The organism is Saccharopolyspora sp. MMCC62, assembly GCF_057736575.1.
In genome coordinates this window covers 54,085-77,843 of sequence record NZ_JBYKCM010000004.1, presented here as the reverse complement: position 1 = coordinate 77,843, position 23,759 = coordinate 54,085, and the positions used below count along the sequence as shown (strand labels likewise).

Annotated in this window: 27 protein-coding genes, 1 tRNA gene and 1 other RNA gene; 13 read left to right on the top strand and 16 right to left on the bottom strand. The window is 72.9% G+C overall.

The window, feature by feature from the left end; translation table 11 throughout:
- Positions 1-50 precede the first annotated feature (50 nt).
- Positions 51-947, bottom strand: coding sequence for a LysR family transcriptional regulator (locus AC29IT_RS10900; protein WP_488218629.1), 897 nt, complete (start codon positions 945-947; stop codon positions 51-53).
- Positions 948-1,019: 72 nt separating this feature from the next.
- On the opposite strand from AC29IT_RS10900, the gene AC29IT_RS10895 reads away from it, so the two are divergent.
- On the top strand, positions 1,020-1,964 hold the full coding sequence (locus tag AC29IT_RS10895) for an EamA family transporter (protein WP_488218628.1): 945 nt from the start codon (positions 1,020-1,022) through the stop codon (positions 1,962-1,964).
- 130 nt (positions 1,965-2,094) lie between these two features.
- Here AC29IT_RS10895 and AC29IT_RS10890 read toward each other — a convergent pair whose 3' ends face one another.
- Both AC29IT_RS10890 and AC29IT_RS10885 read right to left on the bottom strand, forming a co-directional pair.
- Positions 2,095-2,517 (bottom strand): pyridoxamine 5'-phosphate oxidase family protein, encoded by a 423-nt coding sequence (locus AC29IT_RS10890; protein WP_358436486.1) that lies wholly within the window; start codon positions 2,515-2,517, stop codon positions 2,095-2,097.
- 88 nt (positions 2,518-2,605) lie between these two features.
- Positions 2,606-3,436, bottom strand: coding sequence for an NAD(P)H-binding protein (locus AC29IT_RS10885; RefSeq protein WP_358436483.1), 831 nt, complete (start codon positions 3,434-3,436; stop codon positions 2,606-2,608).
- An 82-nt stretch (positions 3,437-3,518) separates the two neighbouring features.
- On the opposite strand from AC29IT_RS10885, the gene AC29IT_RS10880 reads away from it, so the two are divergent.
- Entirely contained in the window at positions 3,519-4,448 is a 930-nt protein-coding gene (locus AC29IT_RS10880; RefSeq protein ID WP_488218627.1) for an AraC family transcriptional regulator, read from the top strand.
- On the opposite strand, the gene AC29IT_RS10875 is transcribed toward AC29IT_RS10880, so the two are convergent.
- From AC29IT_RS10875 to AC29IT_RS10835, 9 genes are all read right to left on the bottom strand, one after another.
- Positions 4,411-5,481, bottom strand: a complete 1,071-nt coding sequence (locus tag AC29IT_RS10875; protein WP_488218626.1) for an ABC transporter ATP-binding protein — start codon at positions 5,479-5,481, stop codon at positions 4,411-4,413. The two genes, AC29IT_RS10880 and AC29IT_RS10875, sit on opposite strands and share 38 nt — an antisense overlap.
- On the bottom strand, positions 5,478-6,476 hold the full coding sequence (locus tag AC29IT_RS10870; RefSeq protein ID WP_488218625.1) for an ABC transporter ATP-binding protein: 999 nt from the start codon (positions 6,474-6,476) through the stop codon (positions 5,478-5,480). The genes AC29IT_RS10875 and AC29IT_RS10870 overlap by 4 nt, the downstream gene beginning before the upstream one ends.
- A 40-nt stretch (positions 6,477-6,516) precedes the next feature.
- Positions 6,517-7,443 carry an ABC transporter permease gene (locus tag AC29IT_RS10865; protein ID WP_488218624.1) on the bottom strand — a complete coding sequence of 309 codons (927 nt, stop codon included), beginning with the start codon at positions 7,441-7,443 and terminating at the stop codon, positions 6,517-6,519.
- 2 nt (positions 7,444-7,445) lie between these two features.
- Positions 7,446-8,456, bottom strand: a complete 1,011-nt coding sequence (locus tag AC29IT_RS10860) for an ABC transporter permease (protein ID WP_358436469.1) — start codon at positions 8,454-8,456, stop codon at positions 7,446-7,448.
- 114 nt (positions 8,457-8,570) lie between these two features.
- Positions 8,571-10,256 carry an ABC transporter substrate-binding protein gene (locus tag AC29IT_RS10855; RefSeq protein ID WP_488218623.1) on the bottom strand — a complete coding sequence of 562 codons (1,686 nt, stop codon included), beginning with the start codon at positions 10,254-10,256 and terminating at the stop codon, positions 8,571-8,573.
- A 358-nt stretch (positions 10,257-10,614) separates the two neighbouring features.
- Positions 10,615-11,199, bottom strand: a complete 585-nt coding sequence (locus tag AC29IT_RS10850; RefSeq protein WP_488218622.1) for a uridine kinase family protein — start codon at positions 11,197-11,199, stop codon at positions 10,615-10,617.
- A 49-nt stretch (positions 11,200-11,248) separates the two neighbouring features.
- Complete coding sequence (recR, locus tag AC29IT_RS10845; RefSeq protein WP_224957109.1) at positions 11,249-11,845, bottom strand: recombination mediator RecR; 597 nt, start codon at positions 11,843-11,845, stop codon at positions 11,249-11,251.
- Between the two features lie 13 nt (positions 11,846-11,858).
- Positions 11,859-12,185, bottom strand: a complete 327-nt coding sequence (locus AC29IT_RS10840) for a YbaB/EbfC family nucleoid-associated protein (RefSeq protein WP_358436673.1) — start codon at positions 12,183-12,185, stop codon at positions 11,859-11,861.
- A gap of 209 nt (positions 12,186-12,394) precedes the next feature.
- Positions 12,395-13,153: a thaumatin family protein gene (locus tag AC29IT_RS10835; RefSeq protein ID WP_358436461.1), complete on the bottom strand. Its 759-nt coding sequence runs from the start codon at positions 13,151-13,153 to the stop codon at positions 12,395-12,397.
- 260 nt (positions 13,154-13,413) lie between these two features.
- Between AC29IT_RS10835 and AC29IT_RS10830 the strand changes: the two genes are divergently transcribed.
- Complete coding sequence (locus tag AC29IT_RS10830; RefSeq protein ID WP_358436459.1) at positions 13,414-15,228, top strand: alpha/beta hydrolase family protein; 1,815 nt, start codon at positions 13,414-13,416, stop codon at positions 15,226-15,228.
- A 68-nt stretch (positions 15,229-15,296) separates the two neighbouring features.
- Here the strand turns inward: AC29IT_RS10830 and AC29IT_RS10825 are convergent, their stop codons facing one another.
- Positions 15,297-17,618 carry a DNA polymerase III subunit gamma and tau gene (locus AC29IT_RS10825; protein WP_488218621.1) on the bottom strand — a complete coding sequence of 774 codons (2,322 nt, stop codon included), beginning with the start codon at positions 17,616-17,618 and terminating at the stop codon, positions 15,297-15,299.
- 68 nt (positions 17,619-17,686) lie between these two features.
- Positions 17,687-17,783: signal recognition particle sRNA small type (ffs, locus tag AC29IT_RS10820), an RNA gene on the bottom strand.
- Between the two features lie 117 nt (positions 17,784-17,900).
- On the opposite strand from ffs, the gene AC29IT_RS10815 reads away from it, so the two are divergent.
- Positions 17,901-18,560: a superoxide dismutase family protein gene (locus tag AC29IT_RS10815; protein ID WP_358436453.1), complete on the top strand. Its 660-nt coding sequence runs from the start codon at positions 17,901-17,903 to the stop codon at positions 18,558-18,560.
- A 340-nt stretch (positions 18,561-18,900) separates the two neighbouring features.
- On the opposite strand, the gene AC29IT_RS10810 is transcribed toward AC29IT_RS10815, so the two are convergent.
- Entirely contained in the window at positions 18,901-19,137 is a 237-nt protein-coding gene (locus tag AC29IT_RS10810; RefSeq protein WP_488218620.1) for a hypothetical protein, read from the bottom strand.
- 20 nt (positions 19,138-19,157) lie between these two features.
- Positions 19,158-19,517, bottom strand: a complete 360-nt coding sequence (locus tag AC29IT_RS10805) for a hypothetical protein (protein ID WP_488218619.1) — start codon at positions 19,515-19,517, stop codon at positions 19,158-19,160.
- Positions 19,518-19,706: 189 nt separating this feature from the next.
- Between AC29IT_RS10805 and AC29IT_RS10800 the strand changes: the two genes are divergently transcribed.
- From AC29IT_RS10800 to AC29IT_RS10760, 9 genes are all read left to right on the top strand, one after another.
- Positions 19,707-20,570: a helix-turn-helix domain-containing protein gene (locus AC29IT_RS10800; RefSeq protein WP_488218618.1), complete on the top strand. Its 864-nt coding sequence runs from the start codon at positions 19,707-19,709 to the stop codon at positions 20,568-20,570.
- A 12-nt stretch (positions 20,571-20,582) separates the two neighbouring features.
- On the top strand, positions 20,583-20,792 hold the full coding sequence (locus AC29IT_RS10795) for a DUF397 domain-containing protein (protein ID WP_488218617.1): 210 nt from the start codon (positions 20,583-20,585) through the stop codon (positions 20,790-20,792).
- A gap of 173 nt (positions 20,793-20,965) precedes the next feature.
- Positions 20,966-21,166 carry a DUF397 domain-containing protein gene (locus tag AC29IT_RS10790; RefSeq protein ID WP_488218616.1) on the top strand — a complete coding sequence of 67 codons (201 nt, stop codon included), beginning with the start codon at positions 20,966-20,968 and terminating at the stop codon, positions 21,164-21,166.
- Positions 21,167-21,215: 49 nt separating this feature from the next.
- Complete coding sequence (locus tag AC29IT_RS10785) at positions 21,216-21,434, top strand: DUF397 domain-containing protein (protein ID WP_358446951.1); 219 nt, start codon at positions 21,216-21,218, stop codon at positions 21,432-21,434.
- Between the two features lie 55 nt (positions 21,435-21,489).
- Positions 21,490-21,699: a DUF397 domain-containing protein gene (locus AC29IT_RS10780; protein ID WP_488218615.1), complete on the top strand. Its 210-nt coding sequence runs from the start codon at positions 21,490-21,492 to the stop codon at positions 21,697-21,699.
- Between the two features lie 23 nt (positions 21,700-21,722).
- Positions 21,723-21,965 carry a DUF397 domain-containing protein gene (locus tag AC29IT_RS10775; protein WP_358446957.1) on the top strand — a complete coding sequence of 81 codons (243 nt, stop codon included), beginning with the start codon at positions 21,723-21,725 and terminating at the stop codon, positions 21,963-21,965.
- A 57-nt stretch (positions 21,966-22,022) separates the two neighbouring features.
- On the top strand, positions 22,023-22,406 hold the full coding sequence (locus tag AC29IT_RS10770) for a VOC family protein (protein ID WP_488218614.1): 384 nt from the start codon (positions 22,023-22,025) through the stop codon (positions 22,404-22,406).
- An 81-nt stretch (positions 22,407-22,487) separates the two neighbouring features.
- Positions 22,488-23,423: an alpha/beta hydrolase gene (locus tag AC29IT_RS10765; protein ID WP_358446963.1), complete on the top strand. Its 936-nt coding sequence runs from the start codon at positions 22,488-22,490 to the stop codon at positions 23,421-23,423.
- A gap of 144 nt (positions 23,424-23,567) precedes the next feature.
- Positions 23,568-23,656, top strand: a tRNA-Ser gene (locus AC29IT_RS10760).
- Positions 23,657-23,759: the final 103 nt, after the last annotated feature.

Here is a 23,759-nt window from a genome sequence, read left to right as displayed (position 1 = left end):
CGGGCGGCGAGCGGCACACCCTCGGGCGAGCGGGCCGTTCGCCCCGCGGGTCAGGTGGTGCGTTCGTGGGACTCGGCGCGCAGGGCTTCCAGGACCGCGCGGATCGCGGGCCGGTCCGTGGCGCCGCGCCGGGTCACCGCCTCCACGTTGCGGCCCGCGCGCACCCCGGCCAGCGGGCGCAGCACCAGGTTCGGGTTGTCCAGCACGAACCGCGGCAGCAGCGCCACCCCGTGCCCCGCCGCGACCAGCGCCTCGGTGATCCGGAAGTCGTTGATCCGCTGCACCACCTCCGGTCGGGTCCCGGTCCGCACCGCCAGCGAGCGCAGCACGTCGTCCACCGGGAACCCCACGTCCACCCCGATCCACGGCTCCTCGGCCAGCTCGGTGAGCTCCACCCGGTCCTTGCGGGCGAGCCGGTGGTCCGGCGGCAGCGCCACGTCGAGCGGTTCCCGGTACAGCGGCGTGATCTCGGCGCGGGCCGCGTCGAACGGCGGCGCGTGGTCGTCCCGGTGCGTCATCAGCACGTCGAAGTCGGCGAGCAGGCCCGGCACCTCCGACGGGTGCATGTCGACGTCGCGGAACTCCACTCGCAGCTGCGGCTGCGCGGCGAGCCTGCTCAACAGGCCCGGCAGCACCAGCAACGCGCCGGACGGGAACGCGGCCAGCCGCACCGTGCCGCGCGGTGCCGAGCGGAAGCTGTTCAGCTCGGCGTCCATCCGCTCCAGCGCGGCCAGCACCTCGTCGGACCGCGCCACCAGCGCCCAGCCCGCGTCGGTGAGCCGCAGGCTGCGGCCCGCGGGTTCGGTCAGCGGCACGCCCGCCTCCGCTTGCAGCGCCTTGAGCTGCTGGGACACCGCCGACGGCGTGTAGTCCAGCGCTTTCGCCACCGCGGTGACGGTCCCCCGATCGGCCAGCTCGCGCAGCAGCCGCAACCTCCGAACCTCCATGAAGCGAAACTACACGGACGTTGCAGATAATCTCGCTTGTCCTTCATGGAGCGTCCCCGCAGGCTCGGTGCCGTGACCGCCCGAGACCGCCTCCTCGCCGCATTCGTGGCCCTGCTGTGGGGCATCAACTTCCTCGCCCTCGACTACGCACTGCGGTGGTTCCCGCCGCTGTTCTTCGCGGGGCTGCGCTTCCTGGTGATCGCGGTGCCGACCGTGCTGCTGGTGCCGCTGCCCGGGGTGAAGTGGCGGTGGCTGCTGGGCTACGGGCTCGGGTTCGGCACCGTGCAGTTCGCATTCCTGTTCCTGGCGATGGACGCGGGCCTGCCGACCGGGCTCGCCTCGCTGGTGTTGCAGGCTTCGGCACCGTTCACGGTGCTGCTCGGCGGGGTGCTGCTGCGGGAGCGGATCCGGCCGGTGCAGGCCGCGGGCATCGCGATCGCCGTGCTGGGCATGGCCGCCATCGGCTGGCACCGGGCGCAGGCGGCGGCGCTGCTGCCGGTGCTGCTCGCGCTGTGCGGCGCGCTGGGCTGGGCGATCGGCAACCTGTGCAGCCGCAAGGCGCAGGCGCCGAACCCGCTGCGGCTGACGCTGTGGATGTCGATCGTGCCGCCGGTGCCGATGTTCGTGCTGTCCGCGTTCCTGGAAGGGCCCGGCACCGGCTGGCGAGCCGTCACCGGCTCGGTGCTGTCCCCCGCCGGGTGGGCGGCGCTGGGCGGGCTGGCGTTCACCTCGCTGCTGGCGACCGTGGTCGGCTCCGGGCTGTGGACGACGCTGCTGGCGCGGTACCCGGCGAGCACCGTGGCACCGTTCTCGCTGCTGGTGCCGATCGTCGGCGTCACCTCGGCGTGGCTGGTGCTGGGCGAGCGGCCGCACCCGGTCGAGCTCGCCGCCGGGGCGGTCGTCGTCGGCGGAGTCCTCCTCGGCAGCCGCCCGCCCCGCGCCACCCCGCCACCCCTCGAACCCGTCGCGCCCCCGCTCGAAGCGGCACCGGCGACCGGAGAACACCGGAACGCGTGACCGGCCCCCGCGGAGCGGCAGGAGGTCCCACGGGCGCGATGCCCCACCGGCGCGTCCGGACGGCCCGGCCTGGGGAGCCTCATCGGAGTCGCAGCAGACGTCGACGAGCGCGATGCCGGGACCGCCGCGGTCAGTAGGTGAAGCGGTGGGTCTTCTCCGGGTGGAGGGTGCAGCGGAGAACTCCGGCGGCGAGCATGGCGTCGAGGTCGGCGATGCGCGTCGGGTCGGTCAGGTCCCAGTAGCGGGCGGCGAGGCGGCGGGCCAGGTCCTCCGCCCCGTCCGGTTCGAAGGTGACGCGACCGGCCACCGACACCCAGTGCTCGCGCTCCCCCACCGGGGCGGCGACGACGAGCGAGGCGCGCGGATCGCGCTCCAGCCGCCGCACCTTGAGCGAGCCGGGTTCGGTGAACAGGTGGATCGTGCCGTCGGCGGCGGCGTCGAACCAGACCGGGCGGGGTTGCGCCGGGACCGGGGCCGCCGCGACGGTCAGGAAACCGTGCAGCGGGCGCCGGAGGAGTGCGAGGTCTTCGGTGGTCGGGGTGCCGGTGTTCATGGTCTTCCCTCCGCTTTCGCCGTGTGGTCGGAGAAGTGCTTTTCAGTCCTTTGTGGATGCAGATGGCCCGCCCGCCCCCGAGCGGCGCTCACCCCCAGGCGCCCGCCGCGGCGGCCCGCACCACGTAGTCCTCGAACGTGCGGGGCGCGCGCCCGAGCAGGGCCGCGAGTTCGCCGGTGGTCTCGGCGATCAGCCCGTCCGCCATCAGCTCGAACATCGCGACCACGTCGTGCGCGTCCGCCGCGGGCACGCCCTCCGCGATCAGCGCCGCCTCGTACGCGGCGGGCGCGGTGCGGCGGTAGGTGATCGACCGCCCGGTGGCGCGGGAGATCAGGTCGACGACCTCACCGAAGGTGATGGCGCGCGGTCCGGACAGCTCGTAGGTCCGCCCGGCGTGCCGTCCCGGCTCGGTGAGCACCGCGGTGGCGGCGTCGGCGACGTCCTCGACGTCGATGAACGGTTCCGGCACCGGCCCCGCGGGCAGCGCGAGTTCCCCGGCCAGCAGCGCGGGCAGGAACACCTCCTCGTCGAAGTTCTGCGCGAAGTTCGACGCGCGCAGCACCGTCCACTCCAGCGCCGAACCGCGCACCGCGTCCTCCGCGGACCGCATGTCCCGCCCGAAGTCCGACTCCCCCCAGCGGTCGGCGCCGCGCCCGGACAGCAGCACCAGCCGCCGCACCCCGGCCGCCGCGGCGCGGGCCACGAAGTCGTGCGCGGGCCCCGGTTCGCGCGGCGCCACCAGGTACACGGCGTCCACGCCGCGCAGCACCGCGTCCCAGCCCGCCGGGTCGTGCCAGTCGAAGCGGGTGGCGCTGGACCGGGACGCGGCCCGCACCGGGACGCCGCGCAGCCGCAGCCGGGGGACGATGCGGCGGCCGGTCTTGCCGGTGGCGCCGAGGACGAGGGTCGTGTCGGTCATGCCACCGATTCAACGCGCCCGGACCGGACGCGCACATGGGTGAAGAGCCGGATCGCCTGTCCGTTCGTCTACGCTCGACGGAGTGGATGCGTTCAGCGACTTGATCCGCGGGGTGCGGGCGCACGGTTCCCTGTTCGGCACGACGACCGTCTCGCCGCCGTGGTCGCTGCACTTCGCGGACGGCGCGCCGCTCACGCTCGTCACCGCGCTGACCGGCTCGGGCTGGGTCGTGCCCGCGGGCCTGCCGCCGGAGCGGCTGCGCGCCGGGGACACGATGATCGTGCGCGGACCGGGGACGTTCGCCTTCGTCGACGAGGTCGGCACGAGCGCGGAGCCCGTCGAGTGCGGGGTGGACTGCGCGACGCCGGAGCAGGGCGGCGCGCGGCACCGGCTCGGCTGGAGCGACCCGGCCGGGGACGCGGGAGCGACCACGCTGATCACCGGCGCGTACCCGGCGCGCGGCGAGATCAGCCGCAGGCTGCTGGACGCGCTACCGGTGCTGCTGCGGGTGGACGCCGGGGGCACCGCGGACCCGGTGCTGGAGCAGCTGGCCGCCGAGGTCGCCGTGGACGCGCCCGGCCAGCAGGTGGTGCTGGACCGGCTGCTGGACTGGATGCTGGTCTGCACGCTGCGCTCGTGGTTCGACCGGCCCGGCGGCGAACCCCCGGCCTGGTGGGCGGCGCAGCACGACCCGGTGGTGGGCGCCGCGCTGCGGCTGCTGCACGAGGAACCGGCGGCGCCGTGGACGGTCGGCGCGCTGGCGTCCCGCACCGGGGTGTCGCGGTCGACGATGGCGAAGCGGTTCGCGGAACTGGTGGGCGAGCCGCCGTTGACGTACCTGACGCGCTGGCGGATGACGCTGGCCGCGGACCTGCTGGTGGACCGGGAGGCGGCGACGGTCGCGGAGGTCGCGCGGACCGTCGGCTACGCGGACCCGTTCGGGTTCAGCGCCGCGTTCAAGCGGGTCCGCGGCATCAACCCGAGCGAGTTCCGGCAGGCGGCGGCCCGCTGATCTCCTCCGCGTAGTGGCAGGCGACCCGGTGCCCGGTGCCGAGGGTGCGCAGCTCGGGGCGTTCGGTGTCGCACCGCTCCGGCCGCCGCCACGGGCAGCGGGTGTGGAAGCGGCAGCCGGTGGGCGGATCGGCCGGGGACGGCAGGTCGCCGGAGAGCAGGATCTGCTCGCGCCGGTCCTCCACCCGCGGGTCGGGCACGGGCACCGCGGACAGCAGCGCCTTCGTGTACGGGTGGCGCGGCGCGGTGTACAGCTCGTCGGACCCGGCCTCCTCCACGAGCCCGCCGAGGTACATGACGCCGACCCGGTCGGCGATGTGCCGCACCACGGCGAGGTCGTGCGCGATGACCAGGTAGGTGAGGCCGAACTCGCCCTGGAGGTCTTCCAGCAGGTTCACCACCTGCGCCTGCACCGACACGTCCAGCGCGGACACCGGCTCGTCGGCGATGACCAGGTCGGGTCCGACGGCGAGCGCCCGGGCGATGCCGATGCGCTGGCGCTGCCCGCCGGAGAACTCGTGCGGGTACTTGCGCAGCGCCGAGACGGGCAGGCCCACCGCGGCGAGCAGCTCGCGCAGCCGAGCGGCGGTCGAGTCGCGGCCCCGGTCCAGGTCGTGCGCGCGCATCCCCTCCACCAGCAGCGCCTCCACGGACTGCCGCGGGTCCAACGAGGACAGCGGGTCCTGGAACACCATCTGCATGCGGCGGCGCATCCGGCGCAGCGGTTCGCCCTTCATGCCGGACAGGTCGGTGCCGTCGAACACGACGCGGCCGCCGGTGGGCCGTTCGAGCCGCAGCAGGGCGCGGCCGAGGGTGGACTTCCCGCAGCCGGATTCGCCGACGAGGCCGTAGGTCTCGCCGCGCCGCACGCCCAGCGTCACCCCGTCCACGGCGTGCACGTGGCCGACGGTGCGGTCCAGCACCACGCCGCGCTTGATCGGGAAGTGCACGGCGAGGTCGGTGACCTCGACGAGCACCTCGCGGTCCGCGGTGCCGGCAGGCGCGGCGAGCGCGCCGGGTTTCGTGTTCGTCATGACTGCTCCGCGGTGCTGGCGGCGATCTCCCGGACCGGGTTGTGGCAGCGCAGCAGCCGCGCTCCCACGTCGATGGACGCGTCCGGTGGTTCCTGCCCGCACACGTCGAGGGCGTTCGGGCAGCGCGGGCTGAACGCGCACCCGGTGTCCCACGGGATGTTGTCGCTCACCGAGCCGCGGATCGGCGCGAGCCGCCGCCCGCGCGGCGAGTCCAGCCGCGGCACCGAGGCGAGCAGCCCCGAGGTGTAGGGGTGGCGGGGCCGGGCGAACAGCTCGTGCCGGGTGGCGCGCTCCACGACGCGTCCCGCGTAGAGCACGTTCACCTCGTCGCACAGCCCGGCGACCACCCCCAGGTCGTGCGTGATCATGATGAGCGCGGTGCCGGTATCGGCGACGAGCGTGGCCAGCAGGTTCAGGATCTGCGCCTGGATCGTCACGTCGAGCGCGGTGGTCGGCTCGTCGGCGATGAGCAGCCGCGGCCGGCAGGCCAGCGCCATCGCGATCAGCGCGCGCTGCCGCATCCCGCCGGAGAGCTGGTGGGGGTACTCCTTGAGCCGCCGCGTCGGGTCCGGGATGCCGACGCGGCGCAGCAGGTCCGCGGCCTCCGGCATGGCCTGCTTGCGGACGAGGCCGCGGTGCCGCTCGATGACCTCGGAGACCTGCAATCCGATCGGCACCACGGGGTTCAGCGAGGTCAGCGGGTCCTGGAACACCATGCCGAGGTCGCTGCCGCGCCGCCGGTCCAGCTCCTTCTTGCCGAGCGAGAGCAGTTCGGTGCCGTCGAACCGCACGGAGCCGCCGACTTCGGCGCCGCGCGGCGGCAGCAGGCCCATGATGGCGAGCGAGGTGACGGACTTGCCGCACCCGGATTCGCCGACGAGCCCGACGGTGCGGCCCGGTTCGACGTCGAAGGAGATGCCGTCGACCGCGGTCACCGGTGGTTCGCCGCGGCGCGCGAACACCACCGACAGGTCGCGGACTTCCAGCAGTGCCATATCCGAGGTCCTCACAGGTGGGTGGTCGCGGGCGGCGCGCTCAGCGCCGCCGCTTCGGGTCCAGTGCGTCCCGCAACGACTCGCCGACCAGGGTGAAGCCGAGGGCGACGAGGATGATGCAGCCTGCGGGCCAGAACGCCAGCTGCGGGTGCGAGTCGATGACGTCCTGCGCACCGCCGAGCATCTGGCCCCATTCCGGCACCGAGTCGTCGGCGGCGCCGAGGCCGAGGAACGACAGCGCCGCCGCGTCGATGATCGCGGTGGCCAGCACGAGCGTGGCCTGCACGATCACCGGTCCGAGCGCGTTGGGCAGCATGTGCCGGAACACGATGGCGCTCTCCCGCACGCCCAGCGCCCGCGCGGCGAGCACGTGGTCGCTGGCGCGCTGGGCGAGCATGGTGCCGCGCAGCAGCCTGCCGAAGATCGGCACCTGCACGAGCGCGACGGCGAGGATCACGGTGAACCGGTTCTGCTGGGTGAACAACGCGCCGATGGACACGGCCAGCAGCAGCGACGGGACGGACAGCAGCACGTCCACGACGCGCATGACGAGCGCGTCGACCCAGCCGCCGAACGCCCCGGCGAGCAGCCCGAGCACCAGTCCGCCGCCGAGCCCGATGACGGTGGCCAGCAGCGCCACCAGCAGCGTCTGCTGCGAGCCGAGCAGCAGCCGGGACAGCAGGTCGCGGCCGTACTGGTCGCCGCCGAGCGGATGTCCGGGCTGCGCGGGCGGAATCGTGTTGTCGGCGCGCGAGACCTGGTTCTCCAGCAGGTGCAGCCCGGGGTCGTGCGGGGCGAGCAGCGGCGCCGACACGGCGAGCAGCACGAACAGTCCGATGAGGGCGGCGCCGACGAGGAACACGGGGCTGTACCGCAGCCGCCGCCACGCGGAGGCGACGAGGCTGACGCCGATGTCCGCCGCGGCCAGGTCGTCGATGCGCGCCTTGCGCGCGGTCCGGGTCACCACGGTCACCTCGCCCGCAATCGGGGGTCGATCAGCGCGTACGAGAGGTCCACGAGCAGGTTGACCACCACGTACACCATCGCCGCCGCCAGGATCACCACTTGCAGCACCGGGAAGTCCTTGCGCTCGAAGCCGACGGCGACGGCCTGGCCGATCCCGGCGATGTTGAACACCCGCTCGGTGAGCACCGCGCCGGCCAGCAGCGCCCCGGTCTGCAGCCCGACGGTGGTGACGACCGGCAGCATCGCGTTGTGCAGCACGTGCCTGCGCCGGATCACCGCGCCGCTGAGGCCTTTGGCGCGGGCGGTGCGCACGTAGTCCTCGTCGAGCACGTCGAGGACGGCGGCCCGGGTGATCCGGAAGATCACCGCGAACGGGATGGTGGACAGCGCGACCGCGGGCAGCGCCAGGTGCACCAGCGCGTTCCACGCGGCGTCCCACTCGCGGGTGAGGAGCCCGTCGAGGACGTAGAAGCCGGTGACGCGGGTGGCGTCGAGCCCGATGTCCTGCCTGCCGGAGGCGGGCAGCCAGCCGAGCTGCACGGCGAACACGAACTTCAGCAGGAACGCCAGGAAGAACACCGGCACCGCGACGCCGACGAGCGACCAGGTGATGCTCAGGTTGTCCCACCAGCCGCCGCGGCGGCGCGCGGCGAGGTAGCCGAGCGGGATGCCGACGGCGACGGCGAGCAGCAGCGCCAGCAACGAGAGCTCGATGGTCGCGGGGAAGCGGGTGAGGAACACCTCCACCGCGGGCGATCCGCGCTGCACGCCGGTGGAGGTGCCGAAGTCGCCGCTGAGCGCGCGCAGCAGGAATCTCCCGTACTGCGACCAGATCGGCTGGTCCAGGCCGAGCTGCGCTTCGAGCGCGGCGCGGGATTCCGGGGTGGCGCGGTCGCCGAGCAGCGCCGACACCGGGCCGCCGGGCAGCAGCCGCAGCCAGCCGAACAGCAGCACGGACAGGACGAAGACGACGAGCACCAGCTGTGCCAGTCTCCGGATCGTGTAGCGGAGCAAGCGTCCCCCGGGTTGTGCGGTACTGCGTCCTCTGCGGGTCGATTCAGTCCGATGTGGACGGTGGTTCCCCCGGGGCGGGGGCCGAGATCGCGCGGGATCGCGGCGGCCCCCGGGTCAGCCGGTGACGGTGACCCCGGCGAACTCCTCGGCGGTCAGCGGGGACGGGACGAGCCCGTGCACGTTCTCGCCGACGACGATCGCGGGCGGCGAGTGCGACAGCGGGACGGCGGGCAGGTATTCGGCCAGCAGCTTCCGGTTGACCTCCTGGTACATCCCGTTGCGCTTCACCTCGTCCGGTTCGCCGTCGGCGGCCCGGAGTTCGGCGGCCAGCTGCTCGCCCCACGGGGATTCCGCGGTGTAGAAGCGGTTCGTGGGCGTGCCGAAGAAGGTGCCGATGAAGTTGTCCGGCGTGTTGTAGTCCCCGGTCCAGCCGAGCAGGAACACGTCGGCGCGCGCGTTGTCCACGTCGTCGATGTAGCCGCCGTTCCACGGCTTGCTCACCGCGTTCACCGTGATGCCGACCTCGCGGAGGTCTTCGGCGAGCGCGTTGTAGATGCCCTGCGGGTCCGGCATGTAGGGCCGGGTGACCTCGGCGGGCCAGTAGAAGGTCAGGGTGAGGTCGCCGGCCCCGGCTTCGGCGAGCAGCTGCCGGGCGCGGGCCGGGTCGTGCGGGTACTGCTGCACATCGGGCGCCCAGCCGTCGACGGTGTCCGGGTAGAACTGGGTGGCGACCTCGGCGCCCTCGGGCAGGTTCGCCTGGACGAGGTTCTCCCGGTCCACCGCGTGCGCCAGCGCCTGGCGCACCCGCAGGTCCCGCAGCTTCGGGTTGTTCTTCTGCGTGATCCCCAGGTACATGACGTTGAACGGGTCGCGGACCTCGACCTGGTTCCCCGCGTCGCGCAACGACTTCAGGTCGGCGGCGTTGGGCAGGTCGTAGCCGTCGATGCCGCCCGATTCGAGTTCCTGCTTGCGGGTGGTCTCGTCCGGGATGATCCGGAACGTGAGGTCGTGCAGCTTCGCGGGCTCGCCCCAGTAGTCGTCGTTGCGCTCCAGCCGGATCGCGGCGTTGCCCTGGTCGTAGGAGACGAACCGGAACGGGCCGGTGCCGGTCGGGTGCGACTGCGCGTATTCGGGGTAGGCGAAGCTGTCGCCTTCGGCGCGCACGTCGTTGGCGCGGTAGCGGTCCATCGCGGTCGGCGACTGCATGCTGAACGCGGGCAGGCCGAGCAGGTCGGGGAACTTGGAGGTGGCGCGGGTGAGGTGCACGACCGCCGTCGCCGGGTCGGGGCTCTCGCAGGAGTCGTAGAGCGAGGGCCGCGCGCCGTCGGCGAACCCGCCGAAGTTCTCGATCCAGTAGTACGACAGCGCGTTGTTCTGCCCGGCGCCGGTCTGGTGGTACCAGCGCTCGAAGTTCTTGCAGACCGCGTCGGCGTCGAAGGCGGTGCCGTCGTGGAACTTCACGCCCTGCCGCAGGTGGAAGGTCCAGGTCGTGCCGTCGGGGGTGTGCTCCCAGCGTTCGGCGAGCTCCGGTTCGACGTCGGCGGTGCCCGCCTTGAATCCGACGAGGCCTTCCATCATCTGGCGGGTGACGCGGAACGTCTCGCCGTCCGAGGCGTAGAAGGGGTCGAACAGGTCGGGGGCTCCCGCGGCGCCGAAGGTGAGGCTGCCACCGTCGCCGCCGCCCTCGCCGCGTTGGGATTCGGCACATCCTGCCGCTGCGGCCACGAGCGCGCAGGTGATCCCCACGATCGCGGCGCGACGCCGGAGGGCGGGTAAGCGCGGGCTCGACGGAGCTCTCATCACAGCACCTCGATGTGTCTCAGGTCTCACATTGCGGAGAACAATAGCCCGCGGAACGCCGCCGCCGAAGTAGGTCAGGTTACGATCTCGCTACCCTCGCAGAATCGGCGCGCACGAATTTTCCCAGCGATCGCCAGAAATTCTGGCAATGCCAGACTATGCCCTTGACCTGCCATTTCACTGCGGCAATCGAGTCCGAATTCCCGCACGAACGCGGTTTTCCGAGCGCAGAATTGACCCGGATGGCGCAACCCGGTGCACCGTTCACCCCCGCATTCCGCGCGCTATCGAGGAAATGATCTTCAGCGTTCCGCGGTCGATTTCCGGTTCCGGACGACCGCGATTCCCGCCGGACGGATCAGCCGGGTGCACCGGTCGCGGCGGGCCCGATGCGGACGTCCGCGCGGGCGCGGGTGCCGTCCGCGGCGAACCACTCCTGCTCGAAGCGCTGCCAGCGGCGCAGCTCGCCGCGCGCGTCCTCGCCATCGCGCGCCACGGCCCGCTCCAGCCGCAGCGCCGCGCCCACCGGCTCCACCCAGACCACTGTGGACAATCGGGGCGCGATGGCGGCGCGGGCGGCGGAAACCCCTTCCAGCACCAGGACTTCCGGCACCGGTACCGGCACGTGCGCGCCCGGCACCGGACGCCCGCCCGGCCACTCGGTGCGCCGGTACCCGCCCGGCGACCCCGCGGCCAACGGCTCCAGCACTCCCGCGCGCAACCGCGGCCACCACTGCACCGGCTCGTCCCAGGTGGCGAAATCATCGGTGCGGACCAGCCGGGCGTCGACCGCGCCCAGCCGGGACAGCAGCAGATCGGCGAACGTGGACTTGCCCGCACCGGACGGCCCGTCCACCGCCAGCACCCGCACCGGGCCCAGCCGCGCGGGCGCCGCCAGCAGGTGCGCGATCGCCGCCTCGGCGGCCCGGTCGAACTCGCTCACCACCGCGCCTCGGCCCGGTGGCGGGACGCCCGGCGCCCCGCCACCCGCCTCACATCGCGCGGCGGCCCGACAGGGCGCGCCCCAGCGTCAGCTCGTCCGCGAACTCCAGGTCACCGCCCATCGGCAGCCCCGAGGCCAGCCGCGTCACGTTCAACCCGGGGAAGTCCCGCAGCATCCGCACCAGGTACGTCGCCGTCGCCTCCCCCTCGGTGTTCGGGTCCGTCGCGATGATCACCTCGGTGATCTCGTCGGTCCCGATGCGGGTCAGCAGCTGGCGCACCCGCAGCTGGTCCGGCCCGATGCCCGACAACGGGTCCAGCGCACCGCCGAGCACGTGGTAGCGGCCCTTGAACTCGCGGGTGCGCTCCACCGCGAGGACGTCCTTGGGCTCCTCCACCACGCACACCAGCGCGGTGTCGCGGCGCGCGTCCTGGCAGATCCGGCACTTCTCCTGCTCGGAGACGTTGCCGCAGATCTCGCAGAACATCACGCCTTCCTTGACCTTCTGCAGCACTTCCTGCAGCCGGGTCACGTCCGCCGGTTCCGCCGCGAGCAGGTGGAAGGCGAGGCGCTGGGCGCTCTTCGGACCGATGCCGGGCAGCCTGCCCAGCTCGTCGATCAGATCCTGGACCGGACCTTCGTACACTGTGGACTCTCCGTCACATGCCGGGCAGGCCGAGCCCGCCCAGTCCCTGACCGCCGCCCAGCGCGCCGGTCACCGGGCCCATCTTCTCGGCCTGGAGCTCCTGCGCGGCCCGGTTCGCGTCGCGCACCGCCGCCACCACCAGGTCCGAGAGCGTCTCGGTGTCCTCGGGGTCGGCAGCCTTCGGGTCGATGGTCACCGACTTGAGCTCGCCGGTGCCGCTGACGACCGCCGTCACCAGCCCGCCGCCCGCGCTGCCGGTCGCTTCCGCGTCGGCGAGTTCCTGCTGCGCGCTCATCAGCTGCTGCTGCATCTGCTGCGCCTGTTCCATGATCTGCTGCATGTTCGGCTGGCCGCCCGGTTGCACCGTGGTCCTCCAGAGCTGTTCGCGGTCGCCGCTGGGATTCGTCGCGTGGGCTGTCGATCGCGCCCGGCGTTCCGGCTCGACCGGCCCGAACCCAGCGTGGGCACGTGCCCGGAACGGGCACTCCGCCCAGGGTAGTCGTGCCGGGCCCGCCCCGGCCGCGACCACCCGCCGTGTCGGCCCGCGGCTCAGCTCGGCCGGTGGAAGGTGACGGTGAGGCCGCCGCACGACGGGCAGTTGCGCATGACGTCGTTGCCCGGTTCCTGGTCCTGCTTCGACCACGCGTACGCGCGCGGGCAGTGCTCGTTGAGGGCGTCGCTGTACGAGGTCTTCTCGTCCCGGCTCGGGTTCGTGCACAGCTGCGGCTGCCCGTCCTCGCCGCCGGTGAGGTCCTCCGGCGGGCAGTGCGCCAGCAGCGGTTCCGCGCAGCCGACCTGCTCGCACTGCCCGGAGTCCGGCGGCGGGTCGGAGTCGTCCGGTTCGATCGTGATCGGCAGCGACACCGCGTTGACGTAGCTGACGTTGTACCAGGGGGCGTCCGGGTCGGCGGGGTCGAAGTTGAACTCCGCCAGCCCGGCCGGTTCCTCCCCGGTGGTGCAGGTGTCCGCCTCCGGGCCGCAGTCGCCGATGGCGCAGTGGAAGTCGGCGCCCGGTTCGCCGGAGCAGCCCTGGCGGGCGAAGAACTTCCCGCGCCAGTGGCCCGCCTCGCCGGACTCGGGGACGGTGATCGTCGCGGACTCGCCGTCCGCCAGCACCGGCAGGCCGGTGAGCTGCGGTGAACCGTCCGGGTTGACGGTGCTGCCGATCCACAGCTCCTCGCCGGAATCGTTGACGAAGGTGACGGTGTGGTCCGGGGTCTCCTGGCGATCCGGGGTCTCCTGCGCGGTGGCCGACGCCGCCCCGGTGAGCAGGAGCAGGCCGGCGAGCAGGCACGCTGATGTCCGCATGGGTCCTCTTCGAGCAACGCGGCGGCTGAGCGGTCGCCGATCATCGTAGAACGCCGGGGCGGCCCTGCCGGTGCGGCGAATTTCCCAGGGTCCGGGCGGACCGGTTTCACCCCTGCGGCGGTAGCACCCGGCTCCGCCGGGTGGCCGGACGCGATCCGGCGGACGGCCCCGCCGCGTCGCCCACCGGCCGCAACGATCAAGGTGTTGATCACCACCTACCGGCAGGTCCCCGCGCGTCCCGCGCGTGACAAGGTGAGCGCATGGCGGTGGACATGGTGCGGTTGCTGGAACTGGCGAGCTGGCGGGCGTTCGACGTGGACGAGGCGGGGCGCGTGCTCGCCGGGTCCGACGAATCGGGCTCCACCCAGCTCGTGGAGCTCTCCCCCAACGGCGGCGCGACGGCGCTGACCGCGCTGTCCGGGGCGGTCACCGGCCGCTACCTGCCCGGCGAGCGCGCGGCGATCATCCAGCACGACACCGGCGGCAACGAGCGCGGTCAGCTGTCCCTGATGCGCCTGGACCGCCGCCGCACCCGGCCCGCCGAGCTCGACGACCTGCAGCCGCTGGTCCGGGACCCGCGCTACGTGCACCGGCTGCTGGACGTGCTGCCCGGCCGGCTCGTGTACGCCACGAACCGACGCAACGGCGTCGACTTCGACGTGGTCATCCGCAGCGCCCTCACCGGCGAGGAGATCGTCGTCTACGACGGCGGCGGCATGGTGCAGGAGGCCGCGGCCTCCCCCGACAGCCACTACCTGGCGCTGACCCTGCCCGGTGAGCAGCCGATGTCCGACCAGGTGCTGCTGGTCGACACGATGCCCACCACCGACGGCGAGCGCCTCCGGGTGCTCACCGGCCCCGGCGAGCACACCCGCAACACGCACGTCCGCTGGCTGCCCGACGACTCCGGGCTGGTGGTGAGCAGCAACGCGGACCGGGACCGCGTCGGCGTGGCCCGCATCGACCCGCGCACCGGCGACCGCACCTGGCTGGTGACCTCCGAGGAGCACGACCTGCTCGGCTGGCTGGCGCCGGACGGGAACTCGCTGCTGGTGCAGACGAACGACGACGGCGCGGGCCGGCTGGCGCTGCACGACGCGCGGACCGGGCGGCTGCGCCGGGAGGTCCCGCTGCCCGCCGACGGCTGGTGCGCGTTCCCGCTGCCCTCCCCGGTGTGGTCCCCCGATTCGCGGCTGGTCGCGCTGTCCTTCAGCGCCCCCGACGTGCCCGGCGACGTGCTGGTCCTCGACGCCGAGCAGGAGGACCCGCCGCTGGCGATGACCGACTCGGCGGCCGCGCTCGCCGGGGAACGGCTGGTGACGCCGTCGGTGCACCGCGTCCCCGCACCCGACGACGAGCAGGTGCCGTGCTTCGCGTACCGGCCCGCGGACCCCACCGGCTCCTCGGTGCTGATCATCCACGGTGGGCCGGAAGGCCAGTCGGTGCGCACCTTCAACCCGATCGTGCAAGCACTCGCCGCGCAGGGCCACACCGTGCTGGTGCCGAACGTGCGCGGCTCCACCGGCTACGGGAAGCGCTGGTACAGCGCCGACGACGGGCGCAAGCGGCTGGACTCGGTGCGGGACCTCGCGGCGCTGCACGACTGGCTGCCGAGCCTCGGGCTGGACCCGGCGCGGTCGGCGCTGTGGGGCGGCTCGTACGGCGGGTACATGGTGCTGGCCGGACTGGCGTTCCAGCCGGAGCGGTGGGCCGCCGGGGTGGACATCGTCGGCATCTCCTCGCTGGTGACGTTCCTGGAGAACACCTCGCCGTACCGGCGGGCGCACCGCGAGCGCGAGTACGGGTCGCTGGCCGCGGACGCCGAGTTCCTGCGGGAGGCCTCGCCGCTGACGCACGTGGACGCGATCTCGGCGCCGCTGTTCGTGATCCACGGGGCGAACGACCCGCGGGTGCCGCTGTCCGAGGCGGAGCAGCTGGCGACGGCGGTGCGCCGCGGCGGCGTCGAGTGCGAACTGCTCGTCTTCGACGACGAGGGCCACGGCTTGGCGAAGCGCGCCAACCGCCTCGACGCCTACCCGCGGGCGCTGGCGTTCCTCACCCGCCACCTGATCTGACGCACCAGGTGAATGGCCCACTCGCCCATTGAGGTTGGGCGGATGGGCCATTCACCTGCGCGGGACCGTCACTCGTCGATCTTGCGGGCGCCCAGTTCGGCGGCGAACAGCTGGACGGCCTCTTCCTCCCGGCCGCGGCGCGGCGCCGCTTCGGCGGCCGATGCAGGGGAGGAACCCGCGATCATCGACTCCTCGTCCTCATCGTCGTCCGGCGGCGGCGGTGCCGCGGGCGGCGGGTACGCGTCCTCCGGCGGAGGTTCGTCCTCGGGCGGCGGCTCCGGGGGCGGCGGGATGTCGTCGGAGCGGCCCCGGCCGGACGACGCACCGCGGCGGGCCGGGGCGGGGCGGCGCTGGCCGTTGCCGTTGCCGTTGCCGGATTCCGGCGGGCGCTGCTCCTGCTGCTGCGCGGCGCTCGGCCTGCTGTAGGTCGGCGGCGCGGCGGGTTGGGCCGGCTGCTGCGGGGCGGGCTTCGCGGCCCCGGCGGGGCGCTGCGGCGGCGGGGCGGACCCGGCTTCGACGCAGCGCACGTCGTAGTCGGTGCCCGCGCCGAGCACCTCGGCCATCGCCTCGCGCACGAAGTCGATGCGCCGCTGCTGCGCGAACTGCTTCACCAGCCCCGAGGTGGGCATGGTCAGCACCAGCGTGCCGTCGGCGTAGTCGTGCACCGTCGCGTTGAGCAGCAGCGCCTGGGTGGGCCGGTTGCGCTGGGCGACGGCGCGCAGCAGGTCGGTCCACACCCGGCGCACGTCGGCGGCGCCGAAGCCCGCGGAGTGCGCGGCGCCCGGGTCGGCGACGGCCGGTTCGGCCGGTTCGGAGTGCGCGGGCTGCGGAGCCGGCGCGGCGGCCTGCTGCGGTGCGGGCTGCTGGGGCGCGGCCTGCTGCGGTGCGGGCTCGGGACTCGCGGGCGCCTCCTCCGGGGCCGGGCTCGGCTGAGCCGGGGCCGCCTGCTGGGCTCCGCCCTGCGGAGGCTGTTCCTGCGGAACCTGGGTCTGCGGCGCTCGGGCCTGCGGAGCCTGCGCTTGCGGAGCCGGTTCCTGCTCCGCCGGGGCGGCCTCCTGCGGTGCCGGAGCCTGCGGCGCGCCGCGCTCCTCGGCCCGGGGTTCGGCCGACGGCTGCCGGTCGCTGGGCCGCTGGAACACCCGCTTCCCCGCGGCCGCGTCCCCCGCGGGAGCAACAGCGGCGGCCGGAGCGGCGGGTGCCGCGGCCCCGTCGGCCCCGGCGGGCGGCGCGAGCGTCATGCGCCGTTCGACCTGCTCGACGCGCTGCAGCAGCGCGCTCTCCGATTCGGACACGGCGGGCAGCATCATCCGGGCGCACAGCAGTTCCAGCAGCAGCCGCGGCGCGGTCGCACCCCGCATGTCCTGCAGCCCGGTGTGCACGATCTCGGCGAACCGGGACAGCGTCGCGGCGCCGAGCTGCTCGCTCTGGGTCTGCATCTTGGTGAGCTCGTCGCCCGCAGCATCGATGAGCCCGCGGCTGCCCGCGTCGGGCACCGCGTGCAGCAGCACCAGGTCGCGGAGCCGGTCGAGCAGGTCGGTGGCGAAGCGGCGCGGGTCGTGCCCGGCTTCGACGAGCTTGTCGACGGTGCCGTACACCGAGGCGCCGTCCCCGGCGGCGAGCGCGTCCACCATGTCGTCGATGAGCGCCACGTCGGTGACGCCGAGCAGCGCGACCGCCCGCTCGTAGGTGACCCCGTCGTCCCCGGCCCCGGCGAGCAGCTGGTCGAGCACGCTGAGCGTGTCGCGCGCCGAACCGCCGCCCGCGCGGATCACCAGCGGGTACACGGCCGGTTCGACCTGCACGCCCTCGTCGCCGCAGATGCGTTCGAGCAGTTCGCGCATCACCCCGGGCGGCATCAGCCGGAACGGGTAGTGGTGCGTCCGGGACCGGATGGTGGTGAGCACCTTGTCCGGTTCGGTGGTGGCGAACACGAAGATGAGGTGTTCGGGCGGCTCTTCGACGATCTTCAGCAGGGCGTTGAAGCCCTGCGTGGTCACCATGTGCGCTTCGTCGATGATGAAGATGCGGTACCGCGATTGGGCGGGCGCGAAGAAGGCCCGGTCGCGGAGTTCGCGGGTATCGTCGACGCCACCGTGGCTGGCCGCGTCGAGTTCGACGACGTCGACGCTGCCCGAGCCTTCCGGGGCGAGCGCCACGCACGAGTCGCACTCCCCGCACGGGTCCGGCGTGGGCCCCTGCGCGCAGTTCAGCGACCGGGCGAGGATGCGCGCGCTGGACGTCTTGCCGCAGCCGCGCGGCCCGGAGAACAGGTACGCGTGGTTGATGCGCTGCGCCGACAGTGCGGTGCGCAGCGGTTCGGTGACGTGCTCTTGGCCGACGACCTCAGCGAAGGTCGCCGGACGGTACTTGCGGTAGAGGGCGAGCGCCACGGTCGGAACCCTACGCGGTGGCACCGACGCCCCGGATCGGGACGTGGGGTGCGGGCGGCCGGGGAAAAGTAAGCGGGACCCCGTGCACCCGCCAGAGCCCGCTTACCCTTGCTGCCTTCCGGCCCTGGGGGAGTTCACAGGATGGACGCCGCACGGAGTCCCACCAAGAGTCTAGCGCGTACCCCGGCGGGCTTCGAACCCCCTCCGGGCCACCACCGGTGCGAGGCTCGCCACCAGGGCCGGTCGTCGCCTGATTCGGCCGATTCGGGCATGATCTGCTGCATGTCTCTGCGGATCTCTTTTGCCGGTCGCCGGGCGCTCGTGCTCGGCAGTGCGGTCGCGGCTCTCGCGCTGACCGCGTGCACGCCCCCTGGTGCTCCGTCCACCCAGCCGCCCGGACCGGGCACGCCGCCGCCCCCGGAGGTGCAGGAGCAGCAGAGCGGCGGTGGCGGGCAGGCGTTCGAGGGCACGCTGGCGCAGCCCGGCGGGCAGGGGGGCGCGTTCACCTACAACCCGCAGCTGGCCCCGGAGGGCGCGCAGGTGAAGGCCACCGTCGACGGCTCCGAGCAGTCCACGGTGGTGACCTTCACCGTCTCGGGCCTGCAGCCGAACCGCGGGTACGCGGCGCACGCGCACGTGAACGCGTGCGGGCCGACCGGGGACGCGGCGGGGCCGCACTTCCAGAACAGGCAGGACCCGGCGGCGGGCCCGGGCAACCCGTCCTCGGACCCGGCGTACGCGAACCCGCAGAACGAGATCTGGCTGGACCTGCAGACGGACGCGCAGGGCGCGGGCAGCTCCACGGCGACGGTCCCGTTCGGGATCACCGGCGAGCGGGCCCCGAAGTCGATCGTGCTGCACGAGGAGTCGAACACGAACACCGGCGCGGGCCAGGCGGGCACCGCGGGTGGTCGTGCCGCCTGCCTGAACATCCAGTCCTGAGCCCGGCGGGGGGGGGGGGGGGGGGGGGGGGGGGGGGGGCCCCCCCCCCCCCCCCCGGCCCGGACGACCCGGCGCCGTCGGGGCGGATCACGCCGGGCCCGCTCACCGGCCGCTCCTGCGAGGGGGCGGCTTTTCGCTGCTCAGCGGCCGGCCGCCCGCAGCGGTCGTGCCGAGCCGCCGTTCCCAACGGTCGTGCTGAGCTGCCGCTATCAGCCGCCGTGCCGAGCCACCGCTCTCAGCCGCCCCTCCCAGCGGCCGTGCTTCAGCCGCCGCTCTCCGCGTCCCCTCCCAGCGGCCGTTCCCAGCGGCCGTTCCCAGCGGCCGTTCCCAGCCGCCGCTCTCAGCCGCCGCTCTCAGCGGCCCTCCGCAGCCGGTCCTGCTCGGCGCGGAGCCAGCGCCGCGCCTCGACGCGCAGGTCGCGGTCGTCGACCCAGTCGCGACCGACCCGCACGGTGTCCACGAGCGCCTCGTCGCCGTGCGAACCGCGCACGTCCCCGCGGTGCACCGTGATCACGCCGGATCCGCGTCCCCAGCGGAACGTGTGGCCACCGCCCGCCGGCTCGAAGCGCCAGGTCATCGGCAGGAACGGTTTCGGCCTCACGACCGCAGGCCGAAGATCCAGCCGACTTCGCGGCAGCGCAGCGGGGCCGTCGGCGCGCCGGGGGTGCCGTGCGCGGGCAGGGCGAGCAGCTCGGCGACGACGTCGGCGACGCTCCCCCGCCGGTGCCAGATCGCGTGCGGCACCGGGTCTTCGAGGTCGTCCACCCGGAAGCGGGCGGCCAACGCGTCCTGCTCGGCGCGGACCAGGTAGACGTCCATCGCACCCGCGCGGTCCCGGAAGCCCTGCACGGCGTCGATCTCCGCGAGCGACGGCAGGTACCGGAACCGGAACCCGGCGCGCACGGTCGCCGCGATCACCCCCAGGTGCGACCCGAACCGAGCCTCCATGACGTTCATCGGCCACCTCCTCGTCCACGACTTCGCGGTTGGTGATCACGAGAGTCGAAGACGGGAAGCAGTGCCGTCAACGTTTCTCACACGAAAGCTTTCGCGCATCACCCGTTCGACTGGCCCAGAGACGATCCCTCCTGGCCTCGTAGGGTTTCGCCTGATGATCGACGTAGGCACGCCACGAGGAGGCAGCCGATGCCCGACGAGTTCAAGGCGAACGTGCGGCTGCGCCGAATCGGCCGCGAACTCCGGAAGTGGCGCACGCGAGCGGGCCACAAGAACGCCGAAGCGGCGAAGCTGCTGAAGTGGTCACCGGCCAAGATCAGCAAGATCGAGAACGCCGCGCAGCCCATCCAGGGCGTCGACGTCATCGCACTGGGTCTCGTCTACGACATCCCGGAAGACGAGCGCAACGCCCTGTTCCAAGCCACTTTGAACGCCAAGGAAACGGGCTGGTGGCACGACTACGGCACGGACGTGCTGTTCAGCGCCGCGCAGGACTTCATCGAGCTCGAATCCGAAGCCACCACCGAACGCGCCTTCATCGCGGACCTGGTGCCGGGCATCCTTCAGACCGAGGACTACGCGAAAGCCCTGAGCACGACCTTCCTGCCGAGCGTGGACGACAGGATGGCCGAGCGCCGAGCGGCAGTCCGCGCGAAGCGGCAAGAACGGCTGACCGGATCGGCACCGCTCCGAACGGAGGCGGTCATCTGGGAACCCGCGCTGCGCCAAGGAGTCGGCGGCCCCGCCACCGCGCGCGGGCAGATAGATCATCTCCTCCAGCTGAGCGAGGCGCAGAACGTGACGATCCAAGTGGTCCCGACGAACGTCGGCGCCTATCCGTCGATGGGGTCGTCGTTCACGATGCTCGGGTTCGACGAGAAGCATTTCGGCGAGGTGGTCTATCTGGACAGCCTGACGAAAGGCTTCTACGTGGAGGAATCCGAAGAAGTCGCGGCTTATATCATGACCTTCGAGGCATTGCAGGAAGCCGCACTCGATCAGGAGCAGTCCATCACTCTGATGGGCAGCATCGCGCGTGGCTTCAGCGACTGACCAAGGAGCCGCATGATCGACCTCGACCTCTCCACCGCCGCCTGGCGGAAGTCCAGCTACAGCAACGGAAGCGGCGGCGTTTGCGTCGAAGTCGCCACCGTCCGCGCGGGCACCGGCATCCGGGATTCCAAGCTCGGGGCTGCGAGCCCGGTCCTCGCGTTCGGGCACGGCGCGTTCGCGCGGTTCCTCGATGCGATCAAGGGCGGGCGGCTCGGCCGGTAACCGTCCAGGTGGTCAACGGCAGTTGATCAACGTTCCTACGCCCGCCGTGCTGCGACGCCCACTGCAGTCATCTCTGGGCGCGGCTCACCAGCGCCGCGCTCGATCCGGTTCGATCTCGCGAGTACCTGCTTCGTGGAGCGGATACCTACCTGTAGTCGAAGGGGAACCTGCCGATGGATGCGGTCACGTTCGTGAACTGGCGAAAGTCCTCGCGGAGCTCGGGAAATCCGCAGCAGTGCGTCGAAGTCGGTTCGGCACCAACACTGCGCGGCATCCGGGACTCCAAACTCGGCGCGACCAGCCCGATCCTCGCGCTCGGGCACGGCGCGTTCGACGACTTCGTCGCCGCTGTCAAGGGCGGACGGTTCGGGTGACCCCCGTCCGGATCTAGACCGCGCGGCTCGAACGCCGGTAAACACGAGCATGGACGTCGACGAGCCGACACACGACCACGCACCGGAAGCCTGGCGGAAGTCCAGCTACAGCAGTGGAAACCACAACTGCGTCGAAGTCGCCATCGGGAACGCGGGCATCGGCGTCCGGGACTCCAAGCTCGGCGCGACCAGCCCCGTTCTCGCGTTCGGGCACGGCGCGTTCGCGGACTTCCTCGCCGCGATCAAGGACGGATGGTTCCGCGCGTAGCCGTCCGAGCCGTAGCGCGTTTCGCACGTCCGGGCACGATCCCAGGAGCGACGGCATGGAGTACGACGACTTCAGACCTGTTCGGTGGCGGAAGTCCAGCTACAGCACCGGAAACGGCGGCATCTGCGTCGAAGTCGCCAGCACGCCCGCAGGCACCGGCATCCGGGATTCCAAGCTCGGCGCGAGCGGCCCGGTCCTCGCCTTCGAACACCGCTCGTTCGCCGAGTTCATCGCTGCGGTCAAGGACGGGCGGTTCGGCCGGTGACCCGTCCGGAGCCAGACCGCGCGATGCGGGTGCTGGTACGCACGACCGCGAGCATCGATAGGTCGACACACGGCTTCGACGCGGACGCCTGGCGGAAGTCCAGCCGCAGCAGCGGGAACGACAACTGCGTCGAAGTCGCCATCGGGAACTCAGGCACCGTCGTCCGGGACTCCAAGTTCGGGGCCGCGAGCCCCGTGCTGGCGTTCGGGCACGGCGCGTTCGCGCGGTTCCTCGGCGCGGTCAAGGGCGGGCGGTTCGGGCGGTAACGGTCCGGGTGGTCAACGCGCTCAACGGGACGAGCACACCGACCCGAGGAGCCGACCATGCGCATGATCTTCGTGAACCTGCCGGTCGAGGACGTCCGGAAGTCGCGGACGTTCTTCACCGAGCTGGGGTTCGAGTTCAACGACGAGTACTCCGACGAGCGGACCGCGTGCCTGGTCCTGGAGCAGAACATCTTCGCGATGCTGCTGGAGCACGACCGGTTCCGGGAGTTCATCAACGGCGAGATCGCCGACCCGGCCACCACCGAAGTCCTCAACTGCATCACCGTCGACACCCGCGAGGAGGTCGACGCCCTCGTCGCCAAGGCCGTCGCGGCCGGTGGCGAGGCGTGGAAGCCGAGCTCCGAGATGGGGCCGATGTACGGCGGCAGCTTCCGCGACCTCGACGGGCACGTGTGGGAGCTGGTGCACCTCGGCGGCTGATCGGTGCGCTGCGAGCGGAATCCGACCGCGCCCCGGTGATCCGCGGCTAGGGTCGAACCCAGCCGTCGGACGGAGGAAGCGATGCCGCTCGAAGTGGATCCCGAGCTGAGGCCCGTGCTGGACGCGTACCTCGCGAACCGGCCCGCGCCCGAGGCGCCCGGGGACGCGCTCGCGATCCGGCGCAGCATCGCGACGACGATGGCCGCCGTGCCGACCGAGCTGCCTGCCGGGGTCAGCGGCACCGAGCGCACCGCGATCGGCTTCGACGGCGCGGAGATCGGGCTCTGGTGGCTCACCGCGGACGGCGCGCCACCCGGTTCGGCGGTGGTGTGGCTGCACGGCGGCGGGATGGTGTTCGGCGATGCGCGGCCGTGCCTGCCGAACGCGGCCGGACTCGTCGCGGCCACCGGGGTTCCGGTGCTGGTCGTGGACTACCGGTGCGCGCCCGAACATCCGCACCCCGCGCCCGTCGAGGACGCCTGCACCGGCCTGACCTGGCTGCACGAGCACGCGGCCGAGCTCGGCGTCGACCCGGCGCGCATCGCGATCATGGGCGAGAGCGCGGGAGGTGGCCTCGCCGCCGGGGCCGCGCTGCTGGCGCGGGAACGCGGCACGCGCCTCGCCCGGCAGATCCTGATCTACGCGATGCTCGACGACCGCACCACCGAACCCGATCCGGAGCTGGCGGAACTCGCGACCTGGTCCTACGCGCGGAACGCGACCGGCTGGGGCGCGCTGCTCGGCGACCTCGCGGGCGGCCCGGACGTGCCCGCCGCCGCGGCGCCCGCCCGCGCCACCGACTTGAGGGACCTCCCACCGGCGTACGTGGAGGTCGGGGACCTCGACATCTTCCGGGACGAGAACATCGACTACGCGCGCAGGCTGTCGCTCGCCGGAGTCCCGGTGGAGCTGCACGTGCGCCCCGGCTGCCCGCACGCGTTCGAAGGCGCCGCGCCCGAATCCGACGTGGCGATCCGCGCCCGCCACGACCGCGCCCGGGTGCTCCGCTCCCTCTGACGCCCCCAGGTGAATGGCCCATTCGCCCCGCGCGAGCGGGCCGGTGGGCCGTTCACCTGGGGGGCCGGCGGCGCTCGCCGGAGCGACCGGCGCGGAGGGGACCCCGGCGCGGGCTGATCATCGTCCTCCCGTACACTTCCGCGTGGAGGATTGGCCGAGCGGCCTAAGGCGCACGATTGGAAATCGTGTTGGGTTAATAGCCCTCACGGGTTCGAATCCCGTATCCTCCGCCAGCCAGAAGGCCGGGCATCCGATCGGGTGCCCGGCCTTCTGCTCTTCCGGGTTCCGGAGCATTCCGTCCCGGGGCCACCGCCCCGCGGAGTGCTCGAACCGCCC